This is a genomic window from Salinivibrio sp. VGrn1, assembly GCF_009377995.1.
In the GTDB taxonomy this organism is placed as follows: domain Bacteria; phylum Pseudomonadota; class Gammaproteobacteria; order Enterobacterales; family Vibrionaceae; genus Salinivibrio; species Salinivibrio siamensis.
This window is the reverse complement of the sequence record NZ_SATA01000004.1, coordinates 179,116-198,091: the sequence shown is the minus strand read 5'-3', so window position 1 is coordinate 198,091 and position 18,976 is coordinate 179,116. Positions and strand designations below refer to the sequence as shown.

The window sequence follows — 18,976 nt, the reverse complement described above, 5'->3', positions numbered from 1 at the left end:
TCAGGTATTAGATAATCCCATACTTAGCACAAAGAGCATGTGAGGTAACAATGAGCGAAGCACCTTTGCCGTTAGAGTTTTCTGAGGCCGCGGCAACCAAGGTAAAGACGCTGATTCAGGAAGAAGAAAACCCCAACCTGAAGTTGCGCGTCTATATCACCGGTGGTGGCTGTAGCGGCTTCCAATATGGTTTTACCTTCGATGAAAACGTCAATGAAGGGGATATGGAGATCGAAAAAAGCGGCGTGATGCTGGTGGTTGATCCTATGAGCTTACAGTACCTGATGGGCGGTAAGGTCGACTACACCGAGGGCCTTGAAGGATCGCGCTTTTTCATTGATAACCCCAATGCCACGACCACCTGTGGCTGTGGTGCATCGTTTAGCGTCTAACCTTTTTATGGCGACGTTCAGCTTTTTGAGATAAAAAAACGGCGCCTTTGAGCGCCGTTTTTTATGCGCCAAGGCGATTAGCCACCTCGGTTGTAATGATTCAAGCTGCCCACGGTGGCCAGTAACTGATTAAACTTACTTAGCTGAGCCATCCGCGATTCGGCCAGTCGCACAAACGCCTTTTTCTGTTCGCCTTGCAACGACTTCGCCTCAGGCAGCTTTACCGTCCGCGGGTTTTTGTGTACCCCATGGACGAGAAACTCATAGTGCAAGTGTGCGCCCGTCACGCGCCCTGTTGAGCCTAGCGTACCAATGATATCCCCTTGTTTGACTCGCTGGCCGGTTTTCACTTTACGCTTGGTCAGGTGCAAATATTTGGTGATATAGGTCGAGCTGTGGCGGATAAACACATAGTTGCCGTTGAAGCGGTTATACGAGGCTTTCATCACCACGCCGTCCCCAGCTGCTTTAATGGGGGTACCCACTGGCGCAACATAGTCGGTACCACGGTGAGGCTTTACACGACCAGTGACCGGGTGCAAACGACGTGGGTTGAAGTTTGAGCTAACATAGCGGAAGTTAACCGGTGAGCGTAAAAACGCTTTTTTCATCGCTTTACCACTCGGCGTGTAGTACTTACCATTTTTTGCGCGTACTGCCGTAAAGGTATCTCCTCGGTTAGTGAAGGTCGCGGCGAGGATATTACCACTGCCAATATGCTCCCCTTCCACAAACTCTTCTTCATACAACACGGAGAAGCTATCACCATTGCGAATATCAAGGGCAAAATCCACATCCCAACCAAAGATCCCCGCCAATTGCATGATCTGATTTGGGTTTAATCCAGCATCCGAGGCTGCTTGCCAGAAGTTTGACTTGATGGTCGCGCGCGCAAAGTTTAGCTGCGTATCCACGTGCTTGGTTTCAATACGTGATTGATAGCTATCATCAATTTTGTTGACGATCAGCGTTTCATTACTGCCTCGAGGCTGAATGAGCTGCACCAGTTCGCCGTCATCGTCTACCCCTAGGCGTACTTCATCGCCTGGATTTAAGTAAGCGAGGGTTTGCGTTCTTTCGTCGGCATTCACAAGGCGGTAAAGGGTCGTTGGGCTTAACCCCGCACGGCTGAACAGTAGCGCCATGCTCTCGCCAGGCTGCACTTCATAGGTTTGCCAGTTGATATTGCGCTTAAACTGCGCGGGCATCTCATCTTTGGGAGGCAGTAATGAGACAGCTTTAACTGGTAACGGGTAATGTTTACCCGGTTCGAAATTAGGTTTAGGGCGCGGCGTATCGGCGCCGTCTGGTACCAAGATTAATAAGACAATGAATGCGCTCAATGCACCGATAACGAGTTTATGTAACTTAGGTAAGGCTGCGAGTTTATTTAACGGCATGAAGACTATGTTGAATCACTACGAATAAAGTTATGACAGTCAGACACCCAATCGGTTTTATTGGGGATGATGCCCTGAAGTAGATTTGACACGGCTGACACAAAGACCACAAACATCTTTTGACGGCAGCCGCTGCGCGCACCCTGTACACACTCTATCAGTTTAACTGGTTTCAAAAACTGTCGCTATTCGAGTAGTATGTCGGTTTATCACATTTTTGCCTATTGGGTAGGAGCAAGAGACTATGGCGAGCCTGGAAGCTGCGCTAGCAGAACTAAAACGTGGCGTAGATGAAGTAATCCCGGAAGACGAGCTGGTGGCAAAGCTGAAAGAGGATCGTCCTCTTCGCATCAAACTTGGCGCGGACCCCACCGCACCCGATATCCACCTGGGTCATACAGTGATCCTTAATAAGCTCCGAGCTTTTCAAGCGCTTGGCCACGAAGTGATCTTCTTGATTGGTGATTATACCGGTATGGTGGGTGACCCAAGTGGTAAAAATACTACCCGTCCACCATTGACACGTGAACAGGTGCTGCAAAATGCAGAGACCTATAAAGAGCAGGTGTTCAAAATTCTGGATCCGGCGAAAACGCGTATCGAATTCAACTCGAAATGGCTAGGGGAGTTGGGCACAGATGGCATGATCCGTTTGGCGGCAAGCTCGACCGTGGCTCGCATGCTTGAGCGTGATGACTTTAAAAAGCGTTATACCAGCAACCAAGCCATTGCTATCCATGAGTTTATCTACCCACTGCTTCAAGGGCACGATTCGGTGGCATTGGAAGCTGACGTTGAGCTGGGCGGCACTGACCAAAAGTTCAATTTGCTGATGGGGCGTGAGCTACAAAAGCAAGCAGGACAGAAGCCGCAAGTGGTGATGACCATGCCACTGCTGGTTGGGTTAGATGGCGTTAAAAAGATGTCGAAGTCAGCACACAACTACATTGGTGTGAGCGAACGCCCGGATGATATGTTCGGTAAAATCATGTCGATTTCTGACGATCTGATGTGGGATTACTATGAGCTGCTGTCTTTCCGTCCCCTCGAGGAAATCGTCCAATTTAAGCAGGACGTACAAGCGGGTAAAAACCCACGTGATATTAAGATCCTGCTAGCCAAAGAAATCATCGCGCGTTTCCACTCCGAAGCCGACGCCGATGCCGCTGAGCAAACGTTCGTCAATCGCTTCCAAAAAGGCGCGATGCCGGATGAAATGCCAAGCTTCACCTTCGAGCAAGGTATGGCGATTGCTAACCTATTAAAAGAGGCGGGGTTGGTTAACTCCACCTCGGATGCGCTGCGTATGGTTCGCCAAGGCGCGGTGAAAATTGATGGCGAAAAAGTCGAAGATACCAAGTTAGTGCCTGCCGCGGGTGAATCCGTTTACCAAGTGGGTAAACGCAAGTTTGCTCGGGTGACGCTCAGCTAAACCGCACCCTAGGTGGCGTATTCAGCGGCCACTGAGAGTGCAAAACCCTCGCATGACGCGAGGGTTTTTTATATCAAATACTTAACACCGATAGTGGGACTGGCGCTTAGCCACTAGGTGTGCCAAACGCCTTTTAGTGCACGTACCATGTGTTGACCAAGATAAAACGCCGTTTGTAGGCAGGCTTCGTTAGGTTGACCATCGTCTGGCGTGTGTGCGGTCACTCCAAGGCTTGTGCCACTTGGATTAATCTTTTCCACCCCTATGTTGGCGCGACCTAGACTTAACCACAGCATGTCATGCTGGCTGGCTAAGGTTTGGAAATACTGCAGTGTCTGTGGCTGGTCACCTCCTGGGTAGGTGCCTACGGTAAAGCCTGCCGCGTACTTTCCTCGCCAGTCTTGGCGCTCCCAGGTGGGGCTAGAGGCATCGGCAAACGCCTTAAATTGGGCGCTCGGTCCACCCATGTAGGTGGGCGCACCGAAGATAATCGCATCAACGTCTTTAAGCTTTTCAAACACCTTGTCATCGACAAAGCGTCCGTTTTCAATCATGTCTGGCTCAATGCGGTAAACCACAGGTTCGGCATCGCCGGCATGAATGCCTTCCGCAATCGTGGTGGCTAGCGCATGAGTATGATCGTCGACAGAATGATAAATAATGGCAATGCTGATCATAGTGGCTCCTTTACTGAGACTGTACGTCAGACCTTAGGGTGTGTTGTCTAAATTTCAACCACTGTCTATTCAGGCTCGGCATACTGTCCCAATAATGGCTTTTAAGACCTGTCTAGCGCGAATGGTGGCAAGGACAAATGCCAGCGGATCGCCGCTAAGCGAATCAATAGTGTGGTGACCATACCCACAATAGAGGCAGTCACAGAGCCCGGGCTGACTTGAACGGCGAGGGTATGAACGATGCCGCCAGCAATACAGGCAGTGGCATACACTTCTGTTCTCAGCACCATAGGTACTTCGCGCGCGAGCACATCACGAATAATGCCGCCGCCACACGCGGTGATCACGCCCATGATCACCGCTACCAAGGGAGATGCGCCATAACTCAGGGCTTTATCGACACCGATACCCACAAAGACCGCCAACCCAATGGCATCGGCACAAGGCAGCACGTACCAGGGGAGACGGCGAGGGTGACGGATAAGTAGCATAGTGGCCACACAGGTGGCTAAAATCACCCAGATATAGGTGGTGTCGGTGATCCAAAACGCAGGTGTGGCCCCCATCGCCATATCTCGCACTGTCCCGCCGCCAATGGCGGTTGCACAGGCGAGAACGACCACGCCAAAGGGATCCATACGCAGACGGCCCGCCACCAGCACCCCGGAAATTGCGAACACGGCCGTACCGAATAAGTCGAATAAATACAAAATCATGGTCTGAGTCATGCTAAATCCTATTGTGCCTGACGGACTTCATCGAGGGCGGTACAAATTTGCTCGGCGGCGTTTAATGCACGAGGGGTCGCGCGAGTGAGCCAATCCGGGTTAAGTGACCAAGTAAACTGGCGCGTCGCCTTAGGCAGCAACTCAGCCATCGAATGCCAACTGTCTGGTAGCTGCTCGCCTGTGTGGAAAAGCACTTTGGGGGCACGTGTGATGACTTGTTCCATATTGACTTGTGGATAGGCGGCGGGGCTGTCGGCGAAGATATTTTTCCCCCCACATAAACGAAATAGCTGACTCGGCCAAGCTCGGTTACTGGCGGTCATCAGTGGCGTGTCACTGAGTAAGTAAAAGTAGGGAACAGCCTCTGCATTGCGGTACTGGGCGTTTAATTGCGCCAGCTTTTGATCAAAGGCGTTAGCATTGCGTGTGGCGATGTCTGGGTTCTCGCTATAATGACCCAGCTCGCGAATAAACTGACCAATATCACTGAGCGTGTCTGGGTTGAGGTAACGGATGGTAAAGCCTAATTCCGCCAAAGCTTCCAGAGGTTTGGGCGGATTCCCGCCGCGCCAAGCTAAAATAAGATCCGGTTGCAGGGCGATAATGCGTTCGAGTTTGACTCCCCGATAGTTGGCCACGCGTTCGAGCGACTGAGCCGGCTGCGGATAATCACTGTAGGCACTTGCAGCGACCATATTGGGGCCAAGCCCAGCGGCATAAGCCAGCTCTGTGGCGTGAGGGGCGAGACTAATCACTCGCAACGGAGTGGCGTGAGCAAAAGGCATCCATGTTAAGGCCAAGACAAGCCAACAGGCTTGCAAGCGAAAAAGGGTACAAAGGGCACGAAAACGTGGCATCAATCAGTGTCCTTAAACGATTAAAACCAAGGAGCATAACCCGAGCCAGATTAAAACACTGTGGGTTAACTTCAAGCGCAGCAATAAAAGGTGATAACACGCAGGGGTGACCCCATAGCCAATTTTGGTTCTCAAGGTCTTAGTACCTTGATAGACAGCCGGACCGCCCAGTGACAATTGAAAGCGACTTCCTGCACACGCGAGTAGCCAACCTGAACCAGGCGTTCGCCAGTGTCTGCCCTGCTGCCAGCCGGTTTTTAGGTGTGACCAAGGTTGACGGCTCATTGCCACGATCACAGCAAACAGCCCCATTGGCACTATATCCAACAGGTTCAATAAGCGTGCGCTGGCGAGCCCGAACGGGTAATAGCTTAAGCGGCTAGGGGACCAAACCCGATGAAGGTGTACCAAGCTGGTGTATAGCAAGGCACCGACACCGCCTGCGAGGAGATAATAAAATATCACGCAAACACAGTGACGAGCCGTACCGAGCAGCAGTGTTTCCGCGCCCGCTTTTCCTATTCCGATCAATGACAGAGACTCGGTTTCACGGTTTACTCGCGTGGCGAGCAACGCGCGCGCTGCGCCTTTATCATGTTGGTCTATCGCGTGAGCGATGGCATGACCAAACTTATCGATGGGGCGCCAGTCTAGCGCGAGCCAGAGTAATATCGCATCGAACAGGGGGCGCGACCACACAAGTTCACGGGCGGCGATTAAAAAAATGGCGAGGGTGCCGCCCATTAACATTAAGGCGAGCGCACCGGCAAGCTTACGCTGGCGCTTAGGGTCTGTGTCTTTGTTGACTTGGCTCGCGAGCAACGCTGCATACTGTCGCCAGTATTGAAATGGAGAGTACTGACTGGGCAATGGGAGTAGCCAGTGCACTAATACCGCCAACCACAGCGCCCATAAGCGGCCCTGGTCGGCGGCGTAAATCATCCATTGTTGCGGGTTGAGCAAATCATCCATGGGGGCGTGCGATCAGGCGTCAATCATCGCGACCATATTTTCCACCATGGCCGAGGAACTTTTCGCCGCTAACGGCAAAAATTCTTCAAAGGTCATGGGTGACTCTTTTTCGGCGACCACATCCGAGATGGCACGCACCACCACAAAAGGGGTGGCAAACTGAGCACACACTTGCGCAATTGCCGCCGCTTCCATCTCTGCGGCTACCGCATCAGGGAAGTGGGTTTGGATATGTTGGCGGTGGGCATCGGTGTGCACAAAAGTATCGGCGGTACAGATCAAGCCACGCACCACATGTGTTTGGCTATCCACTGCTTTCTCCGCGAGTTGCATTAATGCTTCATCGGACTCGAACACCGCCGGTTGCTGCGGAACTTGTCCCATTTGATAGCCAAATGCAGTGGCATCGGCATCGTGGTAGCACACCTCAGAGGATACAACCACGTCACCTAGGTTAAGTGAAGGCTCGAACGCGCCCGCTGAGCCTGTATTGATCACCCAATCGGGCTTGAATTGCGATAGCAGCAAGCTTGTGCCGACCGCTGCAGCGACTTTACCAATGCCAGACTGAAGTAACACGATATCATGGCCTTGCAGCGTCCCCGTATAAAAGGTGCAACCGCCTTCTTGGTGGGTTGTGCTGTTTTCAAGCTTGTCACGCAGCAGAGTCACTTCTTGCTCCATTGCGCCAATGATGCCGATTTTCATGGTGATAATCCTGTTCGCATAAATGCCGATAGTGTACATGAGGCAATAAAAAAGTGCCTCCTTTGAGGCACTTCTCAATCGATTATCTCGATGTGGTTTCACACGGATTGATTGTCGCGGGGCTACACTTCCAGGTAATCCATGATCCCTTCGGCGGCTTTGCGACCTTCATCAATGGCAGTGACCACCAAGTCGGAACCTCTTACCGCATCGCCCCCGGCAAAAATTTTGGGGTTAGTGGTTTGATACAAGATATCACCTTTTGCCGGCGCTTGGATGCGACCACGCTCATCCAGGGCGACATCATAAGGTTCTAGCCACTCCATAGCATGAGGTTGGAAACCAAAGGCCATGATCACTGCATCTGCTTCCAGCACATGCTCACTGCCTTCAATCGGCTCTGGGCGGCGGCGACCCGCAGCATCAGGCTCACCCAGTTGGGTTTTCACCACGGTGACCCCGCTTACGTTGCCGTTACCGTCAACTTCAATCCCCAGCGGTTGCAGGTTGAACATAAAGTTGACCCCTTCTTCGCGGGCATTTTTCACCTCACGGCGTGAGCCTGGCATGTTTTCTTCATCTCGGCGGTAGGCACAGGTGACACTGGCGGCTTGTTGGCGAATCGAGGTGCGAACACAGTCCATCGCAGTATCGCCACCACCGAGTACCACCACACGTTTACCGGCCATATCAATGAACGGTGGTGCGTCATTCAGTTCCATCACTTTGTAGGTGTTGGAGACTAAGAAGGGCAGCGCATCAAAGACGCCGGGCGCATCTTCATTGGCCAGCCCAGCACGCATGTACTTGTAGGTACCCACCCCTAAGAAAACCGCATCGTAGTCATCGACCAAGGTTTGCATGTCAATATCTTTGCCCACTTCGGTATTGAGGCGAAATTCGACGCCCATCTCGGTAAAGACACGTTGGCGATGCCGCATCACATCTTTCTCGAGCTTAAACGATGGAATACCAAAGGTGAGCAGGCCACCAATTTCTGGGTAGCGGTCAAAGACCACAGGTTTCACCCCGTTACGAACCAGCACGTCGGCACATGCGAGCCCTGCCGGGCCAGCACCAATCACCGCGACCTTTTTGTCGGTCCACTCAACGTGTGACATGTCAGGCTTCCAGCCCATTTCAAACGCTTTATCGGTGATGTACTTCTCGACATTGCCGATGGTTACCGCGCCAAAGTCCTCGTTGAGCGTGCAATCCCCCTCACATAGGCGATCTTGTGGGCACACACGACCGCAGACTTCCGGCAAGCTATTGGTTTGGTGCGATAGCTCAACCGCTTCTATAATGCGCCCTTCGTTAGCAAGCTTGAGCCACTGTGGAATATAGTTGTGCACTGGGCACTTCCATTCACAGTAGGGGTTGCCACAATCAAGGCAGCGATCAGCTTGTGCTGACACTTCTTTCTCGGTGAACGGTTCGTATATTTCCACGAACTCGATTCTGCGCGTCTCGATCGCTTTTTTGCGCGGGTCAATGCGCTGCACATCAATAAACTGATAGATGTTCTGGCTCATGGGTCCCTCCTTTTACTGCGCCTGAACGCGCAGCTCAGCAGCGCTGCGACTTTGGTGGCCTAATAAGGTATTTACATCCGCGGCTTTTGGCTTGACGAGGTAGAACCTATGTACCCAAGCGTCAAAGTCATCGAGCAGCTGCTGCGCACGATCCGAACCGGTCAGCTCGAAATGCTGGGCTATCAGGCCACGTAGGTGCTCTTGATGGATAGCCAACGTCTCCAGCGACAGCGCTTCAACCAACTCAGGGTTAATCCGACCATTAAAGTCGCCTTCTTCATCAAGCACGTACGCGAAGCCACCGGTCATCCCGGCGCCAAAGTTGACCCCAGTGCGACCGAGAATGGCCACAATGCCTCCCGTCATGTATTCACACGCGTTGTCGCCCGCGCCTTCCACGATGGCATGGACGCCAGAGTTACGCACGGCAAAACGCTCACCAGCTTTACCCGCAGCAAACAATTTACCGCCCGTCGCACCATATAAGCAGGTGTTACCCATGATGGTAGACTCGTGACTGGCAAAGGCTGAGCCGATGGGTGGGCGGATCACAATTTGTCCACCGCTCATGCCTTTACCCACGTAGTCGTTGGCATCCCCGATAAGGGTAATGTTCACCCCTGCGGCATTCCATACCCCGAGAGATTGACCCGCGGTGCCTTGCAGTTGCACATCCAGTGGGTTGGCAGCCATGCCCGCATTGCCATAACGCTTAGCAATCGCCCCTGACAAGCTGGCACCGACTGAACGGTCGGTATTGCGGACCGATTTGTAGATGCTAGCACTGTGGTTGGCGGCAATGGCTTCACCCAGTTCACCGAGTAGCGCTTGGTTCAGCTCGGCTTTATCAAACGGCGTATTCGGCTCACTGCAATATAAGGTCTTACCTGGCCAAGGTGTCGGCGCATCGAGAATGTGGCTCAAATCGAGCTTCAGTTGCTTGGCGGTAAAACCATCAACTGCCTCAAGGAGGTCCGTTCGACCAATCAGATCGGTGAGCTTTTCGACCCCTAGTTCGGCGAGCAGTTCGCGTACTTCTTCACCAAGACCTTTAAAGAAGTTCATCACTTGCTCGGGGAGGCCTTTAAAGTATTCACTACGCAAGGTTTCGTCTTGAGTAGCGACGCCGGTGGCACAGTTATTGAGGTGGCAAATACGAAGGTATTTACAGCCAAGTGCGACCATTGGTGCGGTACCAAAGCCAAAGCTTTCTGCGCCCAAGATAGCGGCTTTGACGATGTCTAAACCGGTTTTTAGACCACCGTCGACTTGTAAGCGGATCTTGTGGCGTAAGCCGTTTTCAACCAGTGCTTGTTGGGTTTCAGCAAGACCCAATTCCCATGGGCTGCCGGCATATTTAACCGAGGTGAGCGGGCTTGCGCCTGTACCACCGTCATACCCTGAGATAGTAATTAGGTCGGCATATGCTTTGGCGACCCCAGTGGCAATGGTGCCAACACCGGGCTCTGAAACCAGCTTGACCGAAACCATTGCTTGCGGGTTGACTTGTTTTAAATCGAAGATCAGCTGTGCCAAGTCTTCAATCGAGTAAATATCATGGTGCGGTGGAGGCGAAATCAAGGTCACGCCTGGGACGGAGAAACGCAGTTTAGCAATTTCTGCTGTCACCTTATGGCCAGGCAGTTGCCCGCCTTCACCCGGTTTCGCACCTTGGGCAACTTTGATTTGCAGGACATCCGCGTTGGTCAGGTAGTGCGGGGTAACGCCAAAGCGCCCGGATGCAATCTGCTTGATGCGTGAATTGCGCTCGCTATTGAAACGACGTGGGTCTTCGCCCCCTTCGCCCGAGTTAGAGTGTCCGCCGAGACGGTTCATGGCGATGGCCAGCGCTTCGTGTGCTTCCGGGCTCAAGGCACCGATAGACATCGCCGCCGAGTCAAAGCGTTTGAACAGCTCCGTTGCCGGCTCTACGCGCTCGAGAGCAACCGGTGAGGCCGCTTTTTTCAGTTGCATTAAATCACGCAAGGTCGCCACAGGACGCTCGTTGACGGTTTTGGCGTAGGTCTTGTAATCCATTGCCTCGCCAGATCGCACCGCGCTTTGTAAGCTGGTCACCACATCTGGGTTATACGCGTGGTATTCGCCATCGTGGACATATTTAAGCAGACCGCCATGTTCAAGCGGTTTACGCTTGATCCATGCTCGGCGAGATAGGTTGACCAAATCTTGTTGGAAATCATCAAAGTTGGCGCCTTGAATGCGGCTGGCCACGCCTTTGAAACAAAGCTCAATCACATCTTGGTGTAAGCCGACCGCCTCGAACAGTTGTGAGCAGCGGTAAGAGGCGATGGTTGAAATCCCCATTTTCGACATGATCTTGTAAAGGCCTTTATTAATCCCGTTTCGGAAATTGACCATCACATCGCGATACGGCTTATCGACGGCACCGATATCAACAAGGTTTGCCAGTGTTTCATAGGCTAAATATGGGTAAACCGCCGTGGCACCAAACCCGAGTAATACCGCAAACTGATGCGGGTCGCGAGCGCTGCCGGTTTCGATAATGATGTTGGCGTCACAGCGCAGGTTTTGGTTCACTAAGCGTTTTTGTACCGCACCAACTGCCATGGCGGCGGGAATAGGGAGCGTGTCTTTATTGATGCTGCGGTCAGAGAGCACCACCAAGACGGTTCCATCACGCACACAGCGCTCGGCTTCATCGCATAGATCTAAGATGGCTTGGTGTAGATCTTTCTCATTCGGATCGTAATTAATATCCAAAATGCTGTGGCGATAATAGGTATCGTCTAACTCGAGCAGCTGGACCAAATCTGAGAACAAGAGGACAGGCGATTTAAACGCCACTCGCTCAGCGTGACCGTCGGTTTCGCAAAACACGTTCATTTCACGGCCAATACAGGTGGCCAGTGACATCACGTGGTTTTCACGCAGCGGATCAATCGGTGGGTTCGTTACCTGGGCAAATTTTTGCCGGAAATAATCGCTCACACAGCGCGGGCGTGATGATAAAACGGCCATCGGCGTATCATCGCCCATAGAGCCGGTAGCCTCTTGGCCAATATCCCCGAGTACTTTGATGACCTGGTCGACTTCTTCATTCGACATCCCAAACAGCTTTTGATAGGTCTTAAGCTGGGCGTCTTTGAGGTTGCGACTGCCTTCACTGGTGTCAGGATCTAAGTCTTCAAAGGGAGTGAGACGACGTACGTGCTGATCCAGCCATTCACGATACGGGTGGCGACTTTTCAGTTCGTTATCGATTTCACCCGAATGCCAAATTTTACCCTCGCGGGTGTCGATCACTAACAGCTCACCCGGGCCGACCCGGCCTTTTTCTGACACTTCGTCAGGGGCGTAATCCCAGATGCCTATCTCGGAGGCGAGCGTAATAAACTTGTCTTTGGTAACTACATAGCGCGCGGGGCGCAGGCCGTTGCGGTCAAGGTTACAGGCGGCATAGCGACCATCTGACATAACGATGCCTGCAGGCCCGTCCCAGGGCTCCATATGCATGGAGTTGAAGTCATAAAATGCGCGCAGTTCGTCGTCCATGTCTGGATGGTTTTGCCACGCGGGCGGCACCAGCAGACGCATGGCTCGGAATAAGTCCATCCCGCCGGCGAGAAAGACTTCCATCATGTTGTCGAGGCTTGAGGAATCAGAGCCTGATTCATTCACAAACGGCGCGGCTTGATGCAAGTCGGGTAATAAAGGGGAGTTAAACTTGTATGCACGTGTGCGTGCCCACTGACGGTTGCCCTCAATGGTGTTGATCTCACCGTTGTGGGCGAGATACCTAAAGGGTTGGGCGAGCGGCCAGCGTGGCTGAGTATTGGTACTGAAACGCTGGTGGAACAAACAAATTGATGACTCTAAACGCAGATCCGCGAGATCGGTGTAAAAGCGTGGTAGATCCGCAGGCATACACAAACCTTTGTAAACAATGGTTTGTGTGGATAGGCTGGTGACATAAAAGTCTGCATCGTCTGCTAAGGCTTTTTCTGCACGGCGGCGTGCGATATACAGGCGTCGCTCTAAATCGCGCGCGCGCCAGCCTGCTGGGCCATTGATAAACACTTGTTCAATGACGGGCTGAGACTGTTTGGCGATGTCTCCGAGTACGTCTGGGTTGGTCGGCACCGTCCGCCACCCCACCACTGAGAGTGTTTCAGCGTTTATTTCTTGCTCGAAGCGTTGTTTGGCTTGTTGGGCTTTTGCCGGATCGGCACTGAGAAAAATCATGCCCACCGCGTACAGGCGGCTTAGCTTCCATTGATTTTGTTCGGCAATAAGGCGGAAAAAGCGGTCGGGCTTTTGCAGCAGCAGTCCACAACCATCGCCTGTCTTGCCGTCAGAGTTGATACCACCTCGGTGGGTCATGCGGTCAAGTGCAGCGATAGCAGTACGAACCAGTTTGTGGCTGGGCTCCCCCTCTTGATGGGCGATAAGGCCAAAACCACAGTTATCTTTTTCCAGCATTGGGTTGTACAGCGACATTGCAATTCTCCCTTGCTACTGCGTTACGCGCAGTGATTGCATTTATTGTCGTGATCCTCCTGACCACTCTGAACAGATTCGCTTTGTGACTGTGCGCTCGTTATGTTGTGATTTTTTAACGAGAAAAGTCGGTGATCTACACTCTAACTCACTGTTTTATCGATGGATTGACAGAGAATACACAGGCAAAGCGCTATTCAGCGACCTTCCAAATTAACGGTAAACCTTGCAAAGGTCAAATTTTTATATGCATCCTTTATGCATAGCAATATAAGTATGTCTTTATTGTAAACAACTGATATAAAAGTATTTATTGTGGTTTTCTTGATGAATAATATCTATTCGCAATTATGCCATTTTGTTAAATAATTATTAAATAAAAGGCGAATTCGAGTAGATATTCTAGCTTTGATGATGAATAAAGAAGGGTGCGTTATATGCTTTCTCTTTCATAGCAAAAAGCACTGTCAATTGATGTAATAAAATAACAAATGATATTCGCAAAGCTGTGAACAGGACAATCACGCGTTCTATCAAAACTGTGGCAGAATACGTCGCCGGTGAGGTAGGGCGTGAATACGATCAAGGACAGTAATAAGGCAGACAGGAGTGGCATGGCGTTTTTTAGTTTTAGCTTGGTTTTCGTGTTAGGCGCTTTGCTTGGCTACGGTTGGCGCGCGCGTCGAGCGACACTGGCGTTATCCGATTGGCGGGTTTACATGGCCGGGTTAGACACGCCACATGCGATTGTCACGGCCGATGATGGTGATATCTTGTATGCCAATGCACCTTGTGTGGAGTCTTTTTCGCTGGTAGGTAGCCACAACCGGTTTAAAACCGCCAATGAAAAACAGCAGCAAGCGGTGCGCGCTTTTATTGTGGCGCAGCGTTGGCCTCAGCCATTTTCTAATGTTGAAGCCAAAGTCAGAGCCCCGGGCGCGAATCGGGTGCGGGTTGAGGTGACCTTATCTGGCTTGCCGATCCGCTGTCGCGGCAAGCGTGCCTGGCTCATTTCATTTTCTGCCTCTGAGTCCAACACGCAATGGCACCTGCAGCAACAAGAACAAGGTGTGCTTTTAAGCGTGATTAATTCCTTGGCGGAGCTCGTATGCTTTCAAGATGTTGAGGGAAACGTGGTGGGTACGAACGCCGCCTTTGACCGCTTCTGGCAGGGCCGAGAGCAGGAAGCAGTGCTTTGGCAAGCCGGTGAGCCGCTTTCCGAGCCGCGAACAGTACGTACCTGGGCGACACAACATCATGATCAGAGCTGCTTATTGGAAACGAATATCACAACGCTTAAAAATGATAAGCAGGAAGTGATAGGCACATTGAGTATTAGCCATGATGTGACCAATTGGCACCAGATGCAGGAGCGGTTACAAAAAGAAGCACAACAGCGTCACTCGGTTGAGCAAGTGCTGGAGCAGCGAAGTAACTTGCTCAGTGCGATTTTCCAAGCGAGTGTCGACCCTATCGGTATTTTTGATCAAGACTATTATCACTTGGCGTGTAATCAAGCGTATGCCGATGCGCTTGGCACCACCATTGAAGCGCTCGAGAATGCACCGGCGCAATATGTGGTAGATCCGGAGATATTTGATCAACACAAAGCGCGTGATAAACAGGTGCTAGAAACGGGTGGAACCATTACCTATGAAGATGTCATTTTAACGGATACGGGTGAGCAAACTTGGTATGAGGTGACCAAGTCACGCATTCAAGATCCGGTCACGTTGGCACCGGCTGTGCTGCTGATGGCACGAGATATCACCGAACGGAAAGAGACACAACAACAGTTAGCCGATGCCATCATGGCACTGCAGGAGCTCAGCTTTGTTGATAGCCTTACTCAAGTGGCTAACCGACGCAGTCTTGACGAGCAATTGAGCACGCTGTGGCGTTCACACGCCAGAGAGCAGACCCCCCTGGCGTTTATTCTTTGCGATATAGATCATTTTAAGCTTTACAACGATCACTATGGTCACCAGCAGGGTGACTGGGCCTTACAGCAAGTGGCCAAGGCGCTAAAATCGTCCGTTCATCGCCCGATGGATATGGTTGCCCGTTATGGGGGGGAAGAATTTGCGATTGTCTTACCACAGACAGGGCTAAACGGCGCGATGGATGTGGCTGAACGGGCGAGGCAAGCGATATTAGCGGCGAACATCGAACACTTGGACGCGGCATCCACCCAGCAACTGACGATGAGCCTGGGGGCGGCGTGTATGATCCCAGCGCCGGATCAAGATTATGGCGATTTGGTACAATACGCGGATCGTGCGTTATATCAAGCCAAGCGACATGGCCGCAATCGTGTGAGTGTGCTGCAAGGTGCCTCTCATTCTCGCCCATCAAACAAGCAACGAGCCTCGGTGGCTGAATCAATTCACTTCGAATCTGGCGGTTAATAAGCCTATATGAAACAACTTAAAGTCCTTGCCCAATATTACGTCGACTTGCTGGTCAAGTTAGGCATAGTGCGCTTTAGCATGCTACTGGCTTTGGCGCTCGTGGCGCTCGCGGTAGTGGTGCAAGTGGGGATTACCTTAGTCCTTGAAGGCACGGTTCAAAATATTGATATCATTCGCTCGGTTTTCTTTGGCCTGGTGATCACGCCGTGGGCGGTTTATTTTTTGTCGGTGGTGGTTGATCAACTCGAGGAGTCTCGTCAGCGGTTATCAAAACTGGTTTCTAAGCTGGAAGAAATGCGTGCGCGTGATATGCGCCTTAACCGCCAACTCACCGAAAATATTGAGCAACTCAACTCGGAAATAGAAGAGCGTGAGAAAGCGGAGAGTGCGCGGCAGCAGGCGATTAAAGATCTTGAAAACGAAGTTTATCAGCGTGAAAAAGCGCAGTTGGAGCTGGCGGAGCAAACCGCCTTACTCCGCTCTTTCATTGATGCTTCCCCAGATTTGATTTACTACCGCAACGCTGATGGTCAGTTCTCGGGCTGTAACCGAGCGATGGAAGAGCTAACCGGTTATGACGAGAAAACGCTCAAAGGGCTGACACCTTGGGACGTTTATCGCGAAGATATCGCTGAAAAAGTGGTCGAAACCGACCAGCAAGTGTTTGACGCCAATGTGTCGATAACCTACGAGCAATGGCTTGAATATCAAGACGGGCGTAAAGCCTATTTTGAATTACGCAAAGTGCCTTTCTTTGCCCGAGATGGGCGGCACCTTGGGCTGCTTGGTTTTGGGCGAGAAATTACCGAGCGTAAGCGCTACCAAGATGCGCTGGAAAAAGCGAGCCGAGAAAAAACAGCGTTTATTTCCACCATTAGTCATGAATTGCGCACCCCGCTCAATGGGATTGTTGGCCTAAGCCGCATGTTGCTGGAGTCAAACTTGGATGATAAGCAACGTAATTATCTGCGGACGATTTATGTCAGTGCGATCACGTTGGGCAATATTTTTAACGACATCATTGATTTAGACAAATCTGATCGCAAACGCCTTTCTCTGCATCCCACCAGTGTGGATTTAAATGAATTTGTTACCGAAATCGACAATATTTCAGGGTTGATGGCCGAGCAAAAGGGCTTACGTTTTGAACTTGAGCGAGTGACCGAACTCCCTGACTATGTGGCGGTTGATACGACGAGGCTGCGGCAAATCCTATGGAATCTCGTCGGTAATGCGGTCAAATTTACCAAGCAAGGCTGTGTGATCATTACAGTCAGCGCGGAAGTGGACGGTGACCAAGCCCATTTATGCTTTGACGTTGAAGACAGTGGTATCGGGATCCCCGCGGATGAACAAGACAAGATTTTTGCCATGTATTACCAAGTTAAACAGGCAGGGGAAAACCTACATGCCGTAGGGACAGGTATTGGCTTAGCGGTATCGCGCAAATTGGCCCGTTTGATGGGGGGGGATATTACCCTCGACAGTGAAGAGGGCGAGGGGAGTACCTTTACGGTTACCGTCAAGGTGCCATTGAGTGAGCCTGGAGAAGACGAAACACCGGCACTCACCCCAGTGGAAAGCAGGCTGCGTATTTTATTGGTGGAGGATATTGAGCTCAATATTACTGTTGCTACCAGCTTGCTTGAGAGTTTGGGGCACCAGGTGACCGTCGCTCGCGATGGGCAGTCGGCGTTAGATGTGTTCTCGCCAGACGCGTTTGATCTGGCGCTGCTCGACATTCAACTGCCCGATATGACCGGTTTTGATATCGCGGCTACTTGGCGAGAGCAGTATGCGCAACTGCCACCTTTAGTTGCGCTGACCGCCAATGTTATTAATGACAAAAATAGCTATCTTGCCAACGGAATGGACGATGCGATCAGCAAACCCATTAGTGTGAGTGCGCTTAACCAGGTGATTGAGCAGTATGCTTTGTCATCAAACATGGTGACAGACGTCGAGAGTGTGAATGAGCCCGCGCCGAGCCGTCCTATCGCGAATGAACAAGCAGAGCGGCTGCTCGATATGGATATGCTCACTGGGTATGTGGAGTTAGTGGGTATAGACCCTGTGAAACAAAGCATTGAGATGTTTGAGTCAACCATGCCAGAGTACATCGCCATCCTCGACTCGAATATGACGGCACGAGATCAAGAAGGCATTGTTTCTGAAGCGCACAAAATTAAAGGCGCTGCAGGATCGGTGGGACTCAAGCATATTCAAAAAGTGGCGCAAAAAGCACAGTCACCCGACCTCCCCGCGTGGTGGGAGAACATTGCGGATTGGATTGATGAAATCAAAGATGGCTATCAGCACGACCTGGATGTGCTCAAAGCGTGGTTAGACGAGCAAGCGTAGCGCTTCTGGCTGGCGAGCCCACTGAGAAACCAGCAAGCGACAAAGAGAAAAAAGGCGCCTTAATCGGCGCCTTCTCTTGAGTTCGACACGCAGTCTTTAAACCATGCACCGTCTCTCAACGACTCTTTATTGCTCTTCGATTTCACCGCAGAAGCGATAACCTTCACCATGGATGGTCGCAATGATCTCTGGTGTGTCATTGTGCGATTCGAAATGTTTACGGATCCGGCGGATCGTGACATCCACGGTACGATCGTGCGGCTTAAGTTCACGACCCGTCATTTTCTTAAGCAGCTCAGCACGCGTCTGAATTTTGCCTGGGTTTTCACAGAAGTGAAGCAGGGCGCGGAACTCAGAGCGAGGCAGCTTAAAGGTTTCCCCTTCTGGGTTAATGAGCGAGCGACTGTTGATGTCGAGTGTCCAACCGTTAAAGACATACACGTCGACGTTACGCTTTTCTTCGCTGTCGTTAACACTGCTCATGGCACGTGTGAGCAGGTTACGCGCACGGATAGTCAGTTCGCGTGGGTTGAATGGTTTGGTAATGTAGTCGTCGGCACCGATTTCGAGCCCGAGGATCTTATCAACTTCATTGTCACGCCCAGTGAGGAACATCAGCGCCATGTCACCTTGTTCACGCAATTCGCGTGCGAGCAACAAGCCGTTTTTACCTGGCAAGTTAATATCCATGATCACTAAGTGAACATGATGGTTAGACAGGACTTGATGCATTTCGTCGCCATCGCTGGCTTCAAACACATTGTAACCTTCCGCTTCAAAGATACTTTTCAGCGTGTTACGTGTGACCTGTTCATCTTCTACAATCAGAATTTGCGGGGTTTGCATTGGCGATACCTAATATCTAAATAGAATCCGGTTGCACTTCACAGTCTAGACCGTCTAGCCTGTGAAAAAAATTTACAAAAATGCGAGGAGTGTCTACCGCGAACCTCGCAACTAACATATGGCACGCCATCCATAGAGAAGTGTTCGTCGATGCTAGACAACGCACCGTGAGTTCCAG

At 51.4% G+C, this 18,976-nt stretch carries 13 protein-coding genes; 4 read left to right on the top strand and 9 right to left on the bottom strand.

The window, feature by feature from the left end; genetic code table 11:
- Positions 1 to 50: 50 nt before the first annotated feature.
- Positions 51 to 392, top strand: coding sequence for an iron-sulfur cluster insertion protein ErpA (gene erpA, locus EHW56_RS08350; RefSeq protein WP_021022145.1), 342 nt, complete (start codon positions 51 to 53; stop codon positions 390 to 392).
- Between the two features lie 77 nt (positions 393 to 469).
- Here erpA and EHW56_RS08345 read toward each other — a convergent pair whose 3' ends face one another.
- Complete coding sequence (locus EHW56_RS08345; protein ID WP_046074035.1) at positions 470 to 1,792, bottom strand: peptidoglycan DD-metalloendopeptidase family protein; 1,323 nt, start codon at positions 1,790 to 1,792, stop codon at positions 470 to 472.
- A 244-nt stretch (positions 1,793 to 2,036) separates the two neighbouring features.
- On the opposite strand from EHW56_RS08345, the gene tyrS reads away from it, so the two are divergent.
- A complete protein-coding gene (tyrS, locus tag EHW56_RS08340) occupies positions 2,037 to 3,224 on the top strand; it encodes a tyrosine--tRNA ligase (RefSeq protein ID WP_152795002.1) in 1,188 nt (395 codons plus the stop codon).
- Positions 3,225 to 3,337: 113 nt separating this feature from the next.
- On the opposite strand, the gene EHW56_RS08335 is transcribed toward tyrS, so the two are convergent.
- From EHW56_RS08335 to gltB, 7 genes are all read right to left on the bottom strand, one after another.
- Positions 3,338 to 3,901 carry a flavodoxin family protein gene (locus tag EHW56_RS08335; protein ID WP_152795000.1) on the bottom strand — a complete coding sequence of 188 codons (564 nt, stop codon included), beginning with the start codon at positions 3,899 to 3,901 and terminating at the stop codon, positions 3,338 to 3,340.
- Positions 3,902 to 4,002: 101 nt separating this feature from the next.
- Positions 4,003 to 4,617, bottom strand: coding sequence for a TRIC cation channel family protein (locus EHW56_RS08330; RefSeq protein ID WP_046074211.1), 615 nt, complete (start codon positions 4,615 to 4,617; stop codon positions 4,003 to 4,005).
- 20 nt (positions 4,618 to 4,637) lie between these two features.
- On the bottom strand, positions 4,638 to 5,486 hold the full coding sequence (btuF, locus tag EHW56_RS08325) for a vitamin B12 ABC transporter substrate-binding protein BtuF (RefSeq protein WP_152794998.1): 849 nt from the start codon (positions 5,484 to 5,486) through the stop codon (positions 4,638 to 4,640).
- A 12-nt stretch (positions 5,487 to 5,498) separates the two neighbouring features.
- Entirely contained in the window at positions 5,499 to 6,458 is a 960-nt protein-coding gene (locus EHW56_RS08320) for a cobalamin biosynthesis protein (RefSeq protein WP_152794996.1), read from the bottom strand.
- 12 nt (positions 6,459 to 6,470) lie between these two features.
- The gene (mtnN, locus tag EHW56_RS08315; protein WP_152794994.1) at positions 6,471 to 7,166 is read right to left on the bottom strand and encodes a 5'-methylthioadenosine/S-adenosylhomocysteine nucleosidase; all 696 of its coding nucleotides are present in this window, start codon (positions 7,164 to 7,166) and stop codon (positions 6,471 to 6,473) included.
- 122 nt (positions 7,167 to 7,288) lie between these two features.
- Positions 7,289 to 8,701: an FAD-dependent oxidoreductase gene (locus EHW56_RS08310; protein ID WP_152794992.1), complete on the bottom strand. Its 1,413-nt coding sequence runs from the start codon at positions 8,699 to 8,701 to the stop codon at positions 7,289 to 7,291.
- A gap of 12 nt (positions 8,702 to 8,713) precedes the next feature.
- Positions 8,714 to 13,180, bottom strand: coding sequence for a glutamate synthase large subunit (gltB, locus tag EHW56_RS08305; RefSeq protein WP_152794990.1), 4,467 nt, complete (start codon positions 13,178 to 13,180; stop codon positions 8,714 to 8,716).
- A 614-nt stretch (positions 13,181 to 13,794) separates the two neighbouring features.
- Here gltB and EHW56_RS08300 point away from each other — a divergent pair.
- The gene (locus EHW56_RS08300; protein WP_152794988.1) at positions 13,795 to 15,588 is read left to right on the top strand and encodes a diguanylate cyclase; all 1,794 of its coding nucleotides are present in this window, start codon (positions 13,795 to 13,797) and stop codon (positions 15,586 to 15,588) included.
- Positions 15,589 to 15,597: 9 nt separating this feature from the next.
- Positions 15,598 to 17,952 carry an aerobic respiration two-component sensor histidine kinase ArcB gene (gene arcB / locus EHW56_RS08295; RefSeq protein ID WP_046074050.1) on the top strand — a complete coding sequence of 785 codons (2,355 nt, stop codon included), beginning with the start codon at positions 15,598 to 15,600 and terminating at the stop codon, positions 17,950 to 17,952.
- Positions 17,953 to 18,078: 126 nt separating this feature from the next.
- On the opposite strand, the gene arcA is transcribed toward arcB, so the two are convergent.
- A complete protein-coding gene (gene arcA / locus EHW56_RS08290; protein WP_046074051.1) occupies positions 18,079 to 18,798 on the bottom strand; it encodes a two-component system response regulator ArcA in 720 nt (239 codons plus the stop codon).
- Between the last annotated feature and the right edge of the window lie 178 nt (positions 18,799 to 18,976).